The organism is Nonomuraea sp. NPDC001831 (genome assembly GCF_042892035.1).
GTDB lineage: Bacteria > Actinomycetota > Actinomycetes > Streptosporangiales > Streptosporangiaceae > Nonomuraea.
In genome coordinates, this window is sequence record NZ_JBIATU010000002.1 from 662,144 (window position 1) to 677,490 (window position 15,347).

A 15,347-nucleotide genomic window follows, 5' to 3' on the forward strand; every position below is an offset into this window, starting at 1 on the left:
TCAGTTCAAGAGATGGGGTTGTGGTGATCGTCGCGGAGGGCTTGTCGATCGAGGGGGTGTACCCGGCGGTCTCGCTGAAGGCGGGCCCCGGCACGCTCACGGCGGTCGCCGGGCCGGCGGGCAGCGGGCGTACGAGCCTGCTGCTCACGCTGGCCGGCCGGATGAAGCCGACCACGGGCACACTCTCCGTCGCCGGGCACACCAGGCCGCGGGCCATCCGCAAGGCGGCGGCGCTCGCGCTGGTCGACGGCGTGACGGATCTCGACAGAGCGCTGACGGTCAAGGAGCACCTGCGCGAGCGCAGGCGCAAGCCGTACCAGGAAGTCCTGAAGCGGGCGGGGCTCACGGCGCCGGACACGACGCCGGTGAGCCAGCTCGACCGCGAGCAGCAGGTGCGCCTCGGCGTCGCCCTGGCCCTGCTGGACGAGCCCGCGGTGATCCTCGCCGACAACGTGGACGCGGGCCTGCCCGACGACCGCGTACAGAAGCTCTGGGACCTCCTGCGCGACCTCGGCGCCGGCCTCGGCACGGCCGTGATCGCGACTTGCGTGCGCCCGCCCGCCCGCTACGACCACCTCGTGGAGCTGTGATGAAGGGCATGCTGCGGTCCCGGTTGACCCGGGCTGCGCTGGCGGCGGTGATCGTGCTGCCGCTGCTGTACGCCGGACTGTACCTGTGGTCGTTCTGGGACCCCCAGGGCAACCTCGACCGGGTCCCCGTCGCGCTGGTCATGGAGGACCGCCCGGCCACGGTCGACGGCAAGACCCTGCACGCGGGCCAGGACCTGGCCGACGAGCTGCGCGAGCGCAGGACGTTCGCCTGGCACGAGGCCACGCCCCGGCAGGCGGCCGACGGGGTGGCCGACGGCAGCTACTACCTGTCGCTCACCGTGCCCGCCGACTTCAGCGCCCGCCTGGCCTCCCCGTCCGACGACACGGCCACCCCGACCCCGGCCCAGCTCGGCCTGCGCGTGGACACCGGGCGCAGCTACATCGTCGGCAGCATCTCCGACGCGGTCTTCAACGAGGTACGCGCCGCCGCCGAGCGCACGGCCATCCACGACTACTTCGACAAGGTCTTCGTCTCGATCGGCGACATCCACGACGCCACCACCGAGGCCGCCGACGGCGCCGGCAAGCTGCACGACGGCGCGGTCAAGGCGGGCGACGGCGTCTCCCGGCTCAACTCCGGCCTCGGCACCGCCGAGAACGGCGCCCAGCAGCTCTCCGTCGGCCTGAACAGCGCCAACACCGCCACCGGCAAGCTGCGGAACGGCTCGGCCCAGGTCACCGGCGGCATCGGCAAGGCGCAGCAGGCCATCGGCGAGCTGCGCGACGGCCTGCGCAAGCTCCGCAGCGAGGGCACCTCGGAGCTGCGGAAGGGCACCCGGAAGGCGGCCGACCAGGTCCACACCCAGACGCGCGCGGTCAACCAGCTCGCCGACAAGTATGTTCCGGTGCTGAACGAGTGGGGCCCGAAGGTCGCCGACGCCGCCGAACAGGTGGCCGACGCCGCCGACCGGCTGGCGGACGGCTCCGGCACGGCCTCCGGCACGGGCGCCGGCGCGACCCGTGCGGCGGGCAGCGCCCGCGAGGCCGCCTCGCAGGCGCAGGCCGCGCTCGACCGTCTCGGCGCGGACGCCGACCCCGAGGTGCGCTCCCTGCTGCGCAGCGCGGCGAAGGCCGCGGAACGCGCCGCCGAGCAGGCCGGCTCGGCCGGCGCCGGCGGCACGGGCAGCGGCACGGGCGGCGCCTCCGCCCTGTCCGCCCAGGCCCGCGAGCTGGCCAGGAACGCCAGGAAGATCGCGGCCGTGGCCCCGCAGATCGGCCCCAAGGTCGACCAGGTCAGGACCCAGGTGAACGCCCTGGACGACGGCCTGGCCAAGCTGGCCGCGGGCGCGGCGACCGTGGACGCGAGCCTGGCCAAGGCCGGCACCGGCGCGGGCACCCTCTACCAGGGCGCGGCCAAGCTGCACGACGGCTCGGCCCAGGTCACCAGCGGCCTCGGTCAGCTCGGCGGCGGGCTGGTCAAGCTCAGCGACGGCGCGAGCACCCTGCGCACCGGGGTCGGCCGGCTGCACGACGGCGCGGGCCAGGTGGACAAGGGCATGGACCAGCTCGCCAAGGGTTCGAAGGACCTGGCGGGCGGGCTCGGCGAGGGCGCGGAGAAGATCCCCGACTACGACGCCCAGCAGCGGGCCGCCCGCGCCGACGTGATGAGCGACCCCGTGCGGCTGGCCAAGACGGTCGACAACGAGGTCCCCAACTACGGCACCGGCTTCGCGCCGTTCTTCCTGCCGCTGGCGTTGTGGGTGGGCGCGATGATCACGTTCATGGTGCTCAAGCCGCTGAACCAGCGGCGGCTGGCCGGGACCCAGGGCGCGGTGCGCATCGCGCTGGCCGGCTGGCTGCCCGCGGTGGCGCTGGGCGCGGCCCAGGTCGGCGTGCTGGCGGCGGTGCTGCGGTTCGCGCTCGGCCTGGAGGCGGCCCACTGGCTCGGGGTGATCGGGCTGCTGCTGCTGGCGGCGGCCGCGTTCCTGGCGGTGGTCCAGGCGGTCAACGCGCTGCTCGGGCCGCCCGGCCGGGTGGTGGGGCTGGCGCTGCTGATGCTCCAGCTCACCTCGGCGGCGGGAACGTACCCGATCGAGACCTCGCCCGGGTTCTTCCAGACGATCTCGCCGTGGCTGCCGATGAGCTGGGTCGTCTCGGCACTGCGCAGGCTGATCAGTGGTGGCGATCTGACCGTGGTGTGGCAGGCTTGCGGCGTGCTGTCCGCATTCCTCGTGCTCGGGCTCGCGCTGACCACCCTCGCGGTGGAGCGGGGCCGCGTCTGGTCCATGAAGCGCCTGCACCCCGAGCTGTCGCTGTGAGCAGGCAGGACACCCGGGCGAAGGTGTTCACGGCGGCGGTCGAGCTGATCGCCGAGCAGGGCTACGCGGCCACCACGGTCGACGCGATCGCCGAGCGCGCCGGGGTGGCCAAGGGCACCGTGTTCTACAACTTCGGCAGCAAGGAGGGCCTGTTCTCGGCGCTGCTGGAGCACTCGATCGAGCGGCTGGCGGGCGCGCTGGCCGCCGCCGACACCGGCGGCAGCGGCCTGGCCGCCCTCGACTCGGTCGTGCTGGGCCAGCTGCGCTTCTTCGAGGAGCACGGCCCGTTCGCCCGGGTGTTGCTGGCCGAGATGTGGCGCACCGCCTGGCAGGAGGCGGTGGCGCGGCTGCGCGAGAGCGCGCTCGGCGTGTACGCGGGCGTGCTGCGCAGGGCGGCGGCCGGCGGCGAGATCCGCGCCGACCTCGACGTGGAGACGGCGGCGACCGCCCTGTTCGGCATGGTCCTGACGGTCGCCATCGAGCGGCGCGCCCTCTACCCGGAACGGCCGATCGAGCAGACCCACCAGACCCTGGTCGAGCTGCTCCACGGCCGCATCAGGTGAGGCGGTCCCAACGCACCGGCAGCCCTCGTAGAGGGCTGGCTCAGCGCGCCGGCAGCTCTCGCAGAAGGCGGGTTCAGCGCACCGGCAGCTCGTAGACGCGGCGCACGCTGCTGCCCAGCTTGCCGACGTCGGCGCCGTACACGTGCAGCGACACCCCGACCTCGTCGCTGGTGTTGCGCACCATGTGGATGTCGCCGGGCGGGGCGAAGCCGCTGACCTCGCCCGGCCGGTTGTCGGCGCGTCCGATCTCCAGCAGGTGGTCGCCCATGTCGCGGTAGAGCGTCTCGTGCTCGATGCCGCTGAGGATGCCGAACGTGCACCAGGACACGTGGTCGTGGATCACCGTGTACTGGCCGGGACGCCACACGACCGCCACGATCGAGAACTCGTCCTGGGCGTGCAGCAGGTGGGAGGCATAGCGGTCGGGCGTGCCGAGGCGTTCCTCGGGCGTGAGGATGTCCATGCCGGGCAGCCGGTCCCGCAGCAGGTCCGCGACGGCGAACGCGGTCTCGCGGGCGACGAGCTTCCTGGCCACGATCTCGGAGATGCCGGACACCAGAACGTCGAGCCCTGGCCTGGTGGTGGTCGCGACCATGTTCACGGTGTCCCCCTAGAGAGAATGTGGCAATTTGTCCTCCCTCTCTACGGTGGCCCATGGCGATCGATAGGTCCAACAGAAGTCTTCTGGCCTATTGATAGATACGATTGATGAATGCTCGACGTCGCCCGGCTCCGCGTCCTCGTCGCGGTGGCCCGCAAGGGGTCGCTCACCGCGGCCGCCAAGGAGCTCCACTATTCCCAGCCGTCCATCAGCCACCACCTGGCCCGGCTGGAGGCCGAGACCGGCGCCAAGCTCGTCCAGCGGGTGGGGCGCGGCATCCGGCTGACCGAGGCGGGCCGGCTGCTGGCCGACCGCGCCGCCGACATCATCGGCCGGATCGACGCCACGGCCGAGGAGCTGGCCGCCCACGTGGGCCTGCGCGAGGGCCGGGTGCGGCTGGCCGCCTTCCCGTCGGCGCTCGGCACGTTCATCCCGTCCGCCGTCCGCCGCCTGTCGGCCGCCCATCCGGGGCTGCGCCTGGAGCTCACCGAGACCGAGCCGCCCGAGGCCCTCAGGCTGCTGCGCGCCGGCCGCGTCGACGTCGCCGTCATGTTCCGGTACGACGACACCGCCCCCGAGGACGCCGGCCTGCACCTGATCCACCTCCTCGACGACCCCAGCTACCTGGTCTCCGCCGAGCCGGGCGGCGAGCTGGCCGACCACGCCAACTCCCCCTGGATCGCCGGCTGCGACCGCTGCCGCAGCCACCTGCTCGACATCTGCGCCAAGGCCGGGTTCGAGCCGCGCATCTCCTTCACCAGCGACGACATCGTGGCCGTGCAGGCGCTCGTGGCGGCCGGCATGGGCCTGACCGTCCTGCCCGGCCTGGCGCTCAGCGCCCACCGCAACCCCGACGTCGAGGCGACCCAGGTGCCCGGCTCCACCAGGCACGTCTACGCCGCCGTCTACGGCGAGCCGCCGCACCCGCCGGCCACCGGCGCCCTGCTCGAAGCGCTCGGCGCGAGCCTGCCGCCCGCCCGGGAAAGCCGTTGACGGTGTCCTTACCATGAGCACATGCCGGACATCACGCATATCGCGCTGTTCTGCGCGGCCACGCTGGGACTGCTCGTGGTCCCCGGCCCCGCGGTCCTCTACATCGTCACCCGCAGCGTCTCCCAGGGCCGGTCCGCCGGGTTGGTCTCGGTGCTGGGCGTGCACGCCGGCTCGCTGGTCCACATCGGCGCGGCGGCCGTCGGCCTCAGCGCGCTGATCGCGGCCTCGGCGACCGCGTTCACGGTCGTCAAGTACGTGGGCGTGGCGTACCTGCTCTGGCTCGGCCTGCGCAAGCTGATGAAGCGCGGCGGGGAGTCCGAGGAGGTCGTCGAGCTGAAGGTGCAGTCCAGGCGGCGGCTGTTCTGGGAGGGGTTCGTGGTCAACGTGCTCAACCCGAAGACTGCCGTGTTCTTCCTGACCTTCCTGCCGCTGTTCACCGTCCCCGCGGCGGGGCCGGTGGGGCCGCAGATCCTCCTGCTCGGCGGGTTGTGGCTGGTGCTGGGGATGGCCAGCGACGGCATGTACGCGCTGCTGTCGTCCACGCTGGCCGGACGGCTGCGCGGGTCCGTACGCGCGCGGCGGCGGCTCGACGTGGGCAGCGGCCTGGTGTACCTCGGGCTGGCCGCGTGGCTCACAACCGAGAAGGCATGACAAGCCGCGAAATTTCCCGCTCTTAATGCGATAGTGAGATCGATCGGGGGACGAAAAGCCGGGACGTAGCAGCTAGGCGGACCCATGGACGCGCCACCGCACCGCCTCGGCCTCGAACGAGTCGTCGAGGTCTACTCGGGTCACGACGACGTTGTCGGCGTGACCGGGACCGGCCATGTGATCGGCACGGATCTCGTGCTGACCGCGTCCCTCGTGGTGGACCCCGGCGCGCCCTGCCAGGTGCGCCCGCCGTGGTCGTCCCGGTGGGCGGCGGCCGAGCAGGTCTGGCGCGGGCACGGCGCGGCGCTGCTGCGGGTGCCCGGAGAGCCCTGGGCCGACGTGCCCGGCATCGGGCACGTCCGGTGGGCGGCGCCGGCCGGGGAACGGGTGCCGTGCCTGGCCATGGGGTTCCCGCAGGCGCCCCGGCGGTCGGGGTTCAGGGACGTCCGGGTGTTGTCCGGAACCGCCGCCGCCCCCACGGGCCCGGCGTCGCGGACGCTCAGCATGGACGTGCCAGGCCCGCCGCCTCCCCTGCGGGTGTGGGCGGGCCTGACCGGGGCCGCGCTGCTGGCCGAGCCCGCCGGGCAGGTCGCCGCCGTCGTCACGGCCTCGGCCGCCGGGCACGCCCGGGGGCGGCTCGACGCGGTGCCGGTGGGCGTGCTGCTGGGCGACGACCGGTTCCGCGAGCTGACCGGGGCTGCGCCTGGCGCGTTGGAGAGCGTGTCCGCCGGTGACGGGCGGGTGGTCCTGGCCGGGCTGTTGTTGCCGGCGCGGGAGCCGTTGCCGTCCGACTGCCCGGACTGGCGGCTGCTGCTGCCGCGACACGCCGTGGTGCCGTACTCCGGGCGGGACGGGCAGCTCGCCGCGCTGCGGGCCTGGGCCGGGGAGCCGGCCGCGCTGTCGGTCGCGGTGGTGACCGGGCGGAGCGGCACGGGCCGTACCCGGCTGGCCGGGGAGTTGTGCGAGGAACTGCGGGAAGCGGGCTGGGACGCCGGTCTCCTGTCCCTGGACGCCGCGCTCGCCGCCCTGTCCGGGCGCGCGGCGGTGTCGCTGGAGGCGGTGCGGCCCTCGCTGGTGGTCGTGGAGTCGCCGGAGCCGTCCGCTCCGCTGGCTGGCGAGCTGGTACGGCGGCTGGCCAAGCACGGGCACAACCCCCGCGTACGGGTGTTGCTGCTGGCCCGCGAGCCCGGCGAGGCGGAGTGGTGGCGGCGGCTGGACACGGCGGCGGGTGGCTGGCTGCGCCGGCTCAACACCACGACCGTGCAGCTCAACCAGCACCCGCTCACCCTGAACGAGCGCACCGAGCACGCGTTCACGGCGATGAAGTCGTTCGCGCCGAGCCGGGCCGCGCTCCCCACTCCGCCGCGCCTGGACGACCCCGAGTACGGCCTGCCGCTCCGCGTCCACCTGGCGGCCCTGCTGCGGCTGCGCGGCGGCGAGACGGAGGTCCTGCCCGCGCCCACCGTTCCGGACGCCCTGCCCGGCGGCGGGATCGGCGCCCCGCCCTACCGGACGGCGCCCGAGCCCCGCCCCGGGACGTCCTGGAACGCCTTCCGTCCCGGCGGCCGGAGCGGGACCCGGACGCGCGCGGTGGTGACTGTCGGCGAGGAGCTGCTCAGCCGCTTCCTCGACCGCGAACGCGACCAGTGGGCCACCGTCTGGCCCGCCGGCCGCGCCCAGGTGGACGAGACCACCGCCCGGCAGTCCGTCGCCCTGCTCACGCTGACCGCCCCCACCCCCGCCGAGCTGCCCGGACTGCTGTCGGCCGTGCCCGCCCTGCACGGCGACCCGCAGGCCGCGGCGGTCGTCGCCGACTGGCTGGGACGCGTCTTCCCCGGCGTGGACCGGCTGTGCCCGCTCGGCCCGGACCTGGTGGCCGAGCAGGCGCTCGCCGAGACCGAGGACCTGGACGCGCTGGTCCTGGCCGTGCACGACCACGAGCGGCGGACGGCCGGGCACCTGGCACGCCTGCTCGACGTGCTCCGCCTGGGCGCGGAGCGGGCGGAGGTGGGGCGGGCGCTGCGTTCGCTGGTGACGTCCAGGCTCGGGGCGCTGGTCGCGGAGGCGGCGGCGAACCCCGCCACCCGGCTCGGCGACCTGCTCAACGCCGCGCTCACACGACTGCCGGCCGACCGGGCGACGGCCGCGGCGGCGGCCGCGCTGCCCCTCGAACCGCAGGCGGAACCGCAGGCGGAGCCGCTGGTGGCGGCGCAGGGGGATGCGCAGGGGGATTCCCGGGCGGATTCATGGGGTGGTTTCCGGGCTGGGCCGCCGCTCGGGTTGCGGGCCCTTGAGGTGACGCTGGCCGAGCTGGCCGTACGGCACTTCCGTGCAGGTGGCAGGCGGACCTCGCTGGCGGGGGCGCTGGCCCGGCTGTCGTCCCGGTTGTCGGCCGTGGGACGGGTGGGTGAGGCGGTGGTGGCCGCCGCCGAGGCCGTGGAGATCTTCGCGGCCGCTCCCCCGTACGAGGAGGCGGCCGGTCAGGCGGAGGCGCTGTTCGTCCTGGGGGCGTGCCTGCTGCTCGCGGGCGAGTCCGGGAGCGCGCTGAGGCCCGTCCAGGAGGCGGCGACCCGGTTCCGCATCCTGGCCGAGGACGACCCCCGGTACGCGGGACGGGCCGGGCAGGCGTACCACAACCTGGCGTGCGCGCTGCTGGACTCTGGGCGGACGGCCGAGGCGGTGGAGGCGTTCGCGGCGGCGGGCGGTGCCGGCGAGGTCGCCACAGCCCTGACCGACGTCCTCACGGCGAACGCCTTCCCCACCAGCCCCACTTCTGCTCCCCTGCCCCAACCCCCCAAACCCACCGCCCTTCCGTTACCCAGCCTCGAACCGGCCACCACACGCGACACGGTCCCGCCCACCATGCCCGGGATCACCGGACCAGCCACCACGCCAGGCGCCGGACCGGCCGCCATGCCGGGCGTCGTCAGGCGGGTGCCAGCGCCCGTCCCGCCATTCGCCTTCGCCGACGCCGGTCCCGAGCCGGAGGCGTTGCCCGAGTTGGCCGCCTGTCTTGCCGTGGCGGTCACCGCCGCCGTGGCGGGCGCGGCGCCGACCGACAGGGATCTGGCTGAGCGGTTGTGCCAGCTGGCCCGGTGGCTCGGAGAACACGGCAGAGCGGCCGAGGCCGTCGCACCCGCCGCGGAGGCCGTCGTACGGCTGCGCGGCCTGGCGGACGAGGAGCCGGGCCTGCGGCTGATGCTGGCCGAGGCCGCGGGCCTGCTGGCCGGACTCCACCGCGAGCTGGACGACCTGGACCAGGCCGAGCGGTTCGCCGCCGAGGCGGTGCGGAACCTGCGCTCGCTGGTCGCGCTCGAACCCGACGAGCACCGCCCGGCCCTGACCGCCCAGCTCCTCGACCTGGGCGAACTGCTGCTGACCGACGCGCGCCCCCGCGAGGCGCTCGACCCGCTCCAGGAAGCCGCGATCCTCGCCACCGAACTGGACAAACTGGACGAACGACACACGGCCGCCAGGGCCCGCTCCAGGCACCTGCTCGCCCTCTGCCTGGCCGAACTCGACCGCCCCGCCGACGCCCGAGCCCACCTGGAGGCGGCGGCCGCCCTGTACGACGCCCTCAGCACCGAAGACGCGTCCTACCGGCGACACCGGGAGGAGATGCAAGCCTGGCAGGACTCGACGACCGACCCCACCGCCGCCGCCGGAGAACCCGAACAGCCCTGGATGACCACCCTGATCACCCCGCCACCCGACGTGACCAGAGCCGAACGAACCCTGATCGAACGCCGCGCCGCCCTGGAACCCGCGGACACCCCCGCATTCGCCCCCGGCCCTGCGCCCCTGGATGGCCCACAAGCCATGGGCGGCCCGGGATCCCTGGAGGACTCGCAACTCCCCGCCGGACCACAGCCCACGAGTGGCCCGCAGACCCCGAACGGGCCGCAAACCCCAGTCAGGCTCCAGACCCCGAACGGGCCGCAAACCCCAGTCAGGCTCCAGACCCCGAACGGGCCGCAAACCGCAGACAGGCTCCAGGCCGCGAACGGGCCGCAAGCCATGAGGGTGCAAGCGTTCGTCGCCGCCCAGGCAGCGCTGGCGCGCGCCTGGGCCGAAACGGGACGCGCCCGCGACGGCCTCCGCCTCGCAACCCAGGCCGCCGACCTCCTACGACGCCACGCGGCACCTGACGACCCCGGCGACGGGGACGACGCGAACGGCGCAGGTGGCGCGGGCCTGGACGGCGCGCGACTGAGCGGCGGGGGCGGCGCGAGCGGCGGGGGCGGCGCGAGCGGCGGGGGCGGCGCGGGCGGTGGGGGCGTGGGCGGCGGGGGTACCGAGGGGGCTAGAAGCGGCGGCGGGATGTTGGGTGGGGCGGTGGTGGGTGAGCCCACCGCAGGCGCGACCACCGCAGGAGGGTCCGTCGGGAGTGGCCCCGTCGCAGGCGGCCCCCTCGCAGGAAGTCCCCTCCCAGGAAGTCCCCTCGCAGGAAGTCCCCTCGCAGGAGGCCCCCTCGCAGGAAGTCCCGTGGTGGGTGGGGCTGTTGTGGGGGCGGTTGGGCGGGCGCTTGTGGGGTTGGGGCGGTACCAGGAGGCGGTGCCGTACCTGCGGGGGGCTGTTGAGGCGTGTGGGCCGCAGGCTGAGGTCAGCTTCGTGGTGCAGCAGGAGCTGGCCAAGCTGCTCGTCCTGGAGGTCGTGGCGCTGGAGGCCACGGGCCGCCTGGAGGCCGCCGACGGCGAGGCGGAGCGGCTGGTCACGGTGTGTGAGGGGCTGGTGGCCGAGCGGCTGGAGTCCCCGGTCGTGCTCGCGGGTGCGCTGCGTCTGCACGCGGGTCTCCGGCTGGCCGCCGGGAACGTGGCAGGAGCGCTCCAATCGGTAACCCGCGCGCTGGACATCCTCGTGCCCGAGCCGCCCGAGCGCACCCGTCTGCTCACTGCCACCTGCCTGGAGCTCAGCGGCCTGTGCCACGCCGACCTGGACGAACGCGACCTCGCCGCCGCCGAGCTGGCCAAGGGCATCGCCCTGATGGCCGAGGAGGGCCCGCTCACGCGGGATCTGGCCGGCGTGCACGTACAGGCGCTGGCCCGGCTGGCCCGGCTCCGGGTGACCGGTCACGGCCCGTCCGCCGGAACCGACCTGTACGCCCAGATCCTCCGGGTACGCCCCCTACCCCGCCCCGACGTGCTCATCAAGGCCGTGGACGAGCTGTCCGCCCACCTGACCACCCCGAGGACGGCCGCCAGGCTGCTGCCGCTGCTGACGGCGTTCGCCGAGGCGTTGGAGCGCGAAGCCCCGGTGAGCGAGAACCCGCTGCTCCACGAGCGGTTCGGCCACTGCCTCATGCTCAGCGGCGCGACGGCGGCTCCGGCCGTACGCGTCCTCAAGGGGCTGGCCGCGTTCGACGCCCGCCACCGGCATTCGCTGGGCCTGGCGCTGGCCGCGCTCGGCGACGCCGACCTGACCGTCCTTGAGCAGGCCGTGGACCTGTTGGCCGAGGACGGGAGGGCGCTGGCCGACACGCTGAACAGGTACGCGGTCAGGCTGCTGGAGGCTGGTCGGCCGGTGGAGGCGCTGGCCCACTCGGAACGCGCCGCCGACCTCTGCGACGAACTGGACGAGCCCGCCGTCGCCGCCGTCACGTACGCCCAGCTCGGCGCCGCTCTGGCCGCCCTGGACCGCCCGCAGGCCGCGCTGGAGGCGGTGACCTGGTCGCTGGCCGAGCAGGAACGCGCCGCCGAGGCGCGGGGCGGCGAGGCCGGGCTGCTCGGCGTGCGCGCGCACGCGATCCAGGTACGCGGGCAGGTGCTGCGCGCGTCCGGCAGGACGCAGGAGGCGCTGGCCCACCTGGTGGAGGCCATGCGGCTGCACGTCCGGCTCGCCCGGCCCGCGGCGGCGGCCGAGGTGGCCGGGACGGTGGCCGACGACCTGCTGGCCGCCGGGCGTCCCGAGGAGGCCGCCGAGTACGCCAGGATCGCCGTCACCGGCCTGCCGCCGCGCACGCTCAGGCATGCCCTGGCCACCCAGCGCCTGGTCAGGTGCCACATGATGCTGGGCGAGGCGCGGGAGGCGGGCGCGCTGGCCGAGGAGCTGATCCGGCTGGCCAGGCGGTCGCCGGGCGAGCTGACGTACCGGGCGATCCTGGCCGATTCGCTGGCGCAGAGCTCTGAGCTGCTGCCCCTGCTGCGGCCCGGCGCGGCGGCGGAGGCCGAGCAGCGGGCCCGCGAGGCCATCGCGATCTACGACGAGCTGCTGACCACGGGCATGAACGCCGAGGCGCTGCACGTCAGCCGGGCCGGTGCCGGGCTGACGCTGGCCGCCGCGCTCCGGCTGCGCGAGCAGCCGGCGGCGGCGGTGGGGCCGCTGCGCGAGGCCGTCGCCACGCTGGAACGCCACGCCCCCGCCAACCCCCTGCTCGGCGGCATCCTGTCCCGCGCCATGCTCATGCTGGGCGACGCGCTGATGGAGTCGGGCCGGGCGCTGGAGGCGAGCCTGGTCTTCCATCGCGGCGCCCAGGTCATCGACGACGAGCCGGCCGCCGCCGTCGCCCACGCCCGGCTCGGCTTCTGTCAGGAGGAGCTGGGCAGGGACGACGCGGCCGACACCGCCCTCCGGGTCGCGCACGGCCTGCTGCGCGGCCTCCTGACCGCCGGCGGCCCCGCCGCGAACAGCGGAACCGGCGCGAACGGCGCGAACGGCGAGCTCACCGAGCTCACCGAGCTGCTGCGCGACGTGCTGCGCGGCCGGCTGCGGCTGCTGGAGAAGGCCGGCAGGCGCGAGGAGGCGGCCCAGGTGGAGGCCGAGCTACGCACGACGTAACCCTCCCCTGCGGCCGGAACCGACGAGCGACGCCCCCGAGACAGGAGAAAGGCGAGCCCCGACGAGGGCGCGCGGGCCAGGCGGTGTGCTGGGGTGGTCAGGGCGTGCGTTGGGGTGGTCAGGGCGTGCGTTGGGGTGGTCAGACGGTGGGTTGGGGTGGTCAGGGGGTGGCGGTCTCGGCGGTCTGCCTGGCCCAGCGGTAGTCGGCCTTGCCGGCGGGCGAGCGGACCATCTCCTTCACGAACGCGTACGAACGCGGCACCTTGTACCCCGACAACGACGCCCGGCAGTGGGCGTCCAGCTCGGCGGCGGTCACCTCGACGCCGGGACGCGGCTCGACCACGGCCGCCACCCTGCTCCCCCACCGCTCGTCCGGCACGCCCGTCACCACCGCGTCGAACACCCCTGGATGGCCCTTGAGCACGGCCTCGACCTCCTCGGGGAACACCTTCTCGCCGCCGGTGTTGATGCACTGCGAGCCGCGGCCGAACACGTGCACGGTGCCGTCGGCGTCCACGGTCGCCAGGTCGCCGGTGAGCAGCCAGCGGGTGCCGTCGGGGTCGGTGACGAAGGTGCGCGCCGACTTGTCCGGGTCGTTGTAGTAGCCGAACGCCACCCGCCCGGACCTGGCCACCGTCCCCATCTGCCCCGAACCCGGCGGAACGGGACGTCCCCGCTCGTCCAGGACGCTGATCCTGGCCGACGGGTTGGGCTGGTAGCGCAGCCCGGTCTCGGGCGTGGAGCCGGGCAGCGCGGAGGCGGTGTAGCCGGACTCCGTCGAGCCGAAGCTGTCCACGATCATGACGTCGGGCAGCAGGCCCTGGAGCCGGTCGCGGACCGCGCCGCTCAGGATCGCGCCGGTGGAGCTGACGACGAACAACGACGACAGGTCGTACGTGCCCGTCTCCAGCGCCTCGGCCAGCGGCCTGGCCATGGCGTCGCCCGTGATGCTCATGGTGAGCACGCGCTCGCGCTCGACCGCCCGCCACACCTCGTCGGCGTCGAACTTGGGGACGAGCACCATCGTCCCGCCCGCCCACCAGCTGATGAAGGTGGCCATCTGCGCGGCGCCGTGCATGAGCGGCGAGGTGGCCATCATGATCATGGGGGTGGCCTTGACGGCCTCGTCGATGACCTCCTGCGGGGTGGTGCGCGGGTCGCCGTACGGGTTGCCGCCGCCGAAGGCCATGAACAGGTCCTCGACGTGCCACATCGCGCCCTTGGGCATGCCGGTGGTGCCGCCGGTGTAGATGATGTAGACGTCCTGGCCGGTGCGCGGGGGGAAGCCGCGTTCCGGCCTGCCGCGCTCCAGCGCCGCCTCGTACGGCACCGCCGAGGCGATCGACGACTCGCCGCCGACCGCGATCAGGTGGTCCAGCAGCGGCGCCTGGTGCGCGACGGCGGCAACGCGGGGGTCGAACTCGACGTCGTAGACCAGCGCGCGCAGGTCGGCGTCCTGGTAGAGGTAGAGCAGCTCGGCCTCGACGTACCGGTAGTTGACGTTGATCGGCACGGCCCGGATCTTGAGCGCGGCCAGCAGCCCGGCCAGGTACTCCACGCCGTTGTACAGGTGCAGCCCGACGTGCTGGCCCGGCCGCACGCCCAGGTCGGCGAGGTAGTGGGCGAGCCGGTTGGCCTCGGCGTCCAGCTCGGCGTAGGTGCGCCGCCGCTCGCCGCAGATGACGGCGGTGCGGTCCCCGATCGTGTCGGCGAGTGCTTCGAACAGGTCCGCGTGGTTGAACTCCATCAGGGTCTCTCCCGTCCGACGATCCACATCGCGAAGAACTGGGCTCCGCCGCCGTAGGCGTGGCCGAGCGCCGTGCGGGCGCCGTCCACCTGGTGCTCGCCGGCCTGGCCGCGGACCTGGAGGGCGGCCTCGGCGAACCTGATCAGGCCGGAGGCCCCGATCGGGTTGCTCGACAGCACGCCGCCGGAGGCGTTCCACGGGATGTCGCCGTCGAGGGCCGTGGCGCCGGACTCGGTCAGCTTCCAGCCCTCGCCTTCCGCCGCGAATCCCAGGTTCTCCAGCCACATCGGCTCGTACCAGGAGAAGGGCACGTACACCTCGGCCACGTCGATCTCGCGGCGCGGGTCGGTGACGCCGGCCTGGCGGTAGACGTCGGCGGCGCAGTCCTTGCCGCCCTGGGGGCTGACGGTGTCGCGGCCGGCCCGGAAGATGGGCTCCGAGCGCATGGCGGTGCCGTGCACCCAGGCGGGGGTGCCGGTGACCTTGTGCTCGGCGGCCAGGACCATCGCGCACGCGCCGTCGCTGGACGGGCAGGTCTCCAGGTAGCGGATCGGCTCCCAGAGCATCGGCGTGGACTCGACCATCTTCTGGTCGATGCCGGGGATCCTGAGGTGGGCGTAGGGGTTCTTCAGGGCGTTGAGCCGGTCCTTGACCGCGACCAGCGTGCCGATGTGGCCGGGCGCGCCGGACCTGCGCATGTACTCGCGGATGTGCGGCGCGAAGTAGCCGCCGGCGCCGACCACGAGCGACGCGCTGAAGGGCAGATGCGTGGACAGCGCCCAGGTGGCGTTGGACTCCGACTGCTTCTCGAAGGCCACCACGAGCACCCGCTCGTGCACGCCGCCCTGGATCAGGCTCGCGCCGACCAGCGCCGTCGAGCCGCCGACGCTGCCCGCGGTGTGCACCCGCATCATCGGCTTGCCCGCCGCGCCGAGCGCGTCGGCGAGGTACGCCTCGGGCATCATCACGCCCTCGAACAGGTCGGGCGCCTTGCCGACCACGACGGCGTCGATGTCCTTGAACGTCAGCCCGGCGTCCTCCAGCGCCCGCAGCGCCGCCTCGCGGACCAGGCCCGCGATGGAGACGTCCCTGCGCTTGGTGGTGTAGTGCGTCTGCCCGACCCCGATCACCGCGCAGCGGTTGCCCATG

General features: G+C 74.3%; 9 protein-coding genes. 6 read left to right on the forward strand and 3 right to left on the reverse strand.

The features are described from left to right. The first annotated feature begins 20 nt into the window (after positions 1 to 20). Genes ACFYYW_RS08650 through ACFYYW_RS08660 form a run of 3 tightly spaced genes read left to right on the forward strand, consistent with a single transcriptional unit; the run spans position 21 to position 3,432 of the window. A complete protein-coding gene (locus ACFYYW_RS08650; protein WP_387646575.1) occupies positions 21 to 590 on the forward strand; it encodes an ATP-binding cassette domain-containing protein in 570 nt (189 codons plus the stop codon). Further along, positions 590 to 2,869, forward strand: coding sequence for a YhgE/Pip family protein (locus tag ACFYYW_RS08655; protein ID WP_387646578.1), 2,280 nt, complete (start codon positions 590 to 592; stop codon positions 2,867 to 2,869). Before ACFYYW_RS08650 ends, ACFYYW_RS08655 begins: the two co-directional genes overlap by 1 nt. Beyond that, the gene (locus ACFYYW_RS08660; protein WP_352323085.1) at positions 2,866 to 3,432 is read left to right on the forward strand and encodes a TetR/AcrR family transcriptional regulator; all 567 of its coding nucleotides are present in this window, start codon (positions 2,866 to 2,868) and stop codon (positions 3,430 to 3,432) included. The genes ACFYYW_RS08655 and ACFYYW_RS08660 overlap by 4 nt, the downstream gene beginning before the upstream one ends. A 73-nt stretch (positions 3,433 to 3,505) precedes the next feature. Here ACFYYW_RS08660 and ACFYYW_RS08665 read toward each other — a convergent pair whose 3' ends face one another. Further along, positions 3,506 to 4,027: a cysteine dioxygenase family protein gene (locus tag ACFYYW_RS08665; protein WP_352323086.1), complete on the reverse strand. Its 522-nt coding sequence runs from the start codon at positions 4,025 to 4,027 to the stop codon at positions 3,506 to 3,508. 117 nt (positions 4,028 to 4,144) lie between these two features. Here ACFYYW_RS08665 and ACFYYW_RS08670 point away from each other — a divergent pair, with 117 nt between their 5' ends. From ACFYYW_RS08670 to ACFYYW_RS08680, 3 genes are all read left to right on the forward strand, one after another. Then, positions 4,145 to 5,026, forward strand: coding sequence for a LysR family transcriptional regulator (locus ACFYYW_RS08670; protein ID WP_387646582.1), 882 nt, complete (start codon positions 4,145 to 4,147; stop codon positions 5,024 to 5,026). 21 nt (positions 5,027 to 5,047) lie between these two features. Beyond that, entirely contained in the window at positions 5,048 to 5,677 is a 630-nt protein-coding gene (locus tag ACFYYW_RS08675) for a LysE family translocator (protein WP_352323088.1), read from the forward strand. 84 nt (positions 5,678 to 5,761) lie between these two features. Continuing rightward, positions 5,762 to 12,451: a hypothetical protein gene (locus ACFYYW_RS08680; RefSeq protein WP_387646585.1), complete on the forward strand. Its 6,690-nt coding sequence runs from the start codon at positions 5,762 to 5,764 to the stop codon at positions 12,449 to 12,451. A gap of 160 nt (positions 12,452 to 12,611) precedes the next feature. On the opposite strand, the gene ACFYYW_RS08685 is transcribed toward ACFYYW_RS08680, so the two are convergent. Continuing rightward, positions 12,612 to 14,198: an acyl-CoA synthetase gene (locus ACFYYW_RS08685; protein WP_387646588.1), complete on the reverse strand. Its 1,587-nt coding sequence runs from the start codon at positions 14,196 to 14,198 to the stop codon at positions 12,612 to 12,614. Continuing rightward, positions 14,198 to 15,346, reverse strand: a complete 1,149-nt coding sequence (locus ACFYYW_RS08690; protein WP_352323091.1) for a thiolase domain-containing protein — start codon at positions 15,344 to 15,346, stop codon at positions 14,198 to 14,200. The genes ACFYYW_RS08685 and ACFYYW_RS08690 overlap by 1 nt, the downstream gene beginning before the upstream one ends. Position 15,347 lies beyond the last annotated feature (1 nt).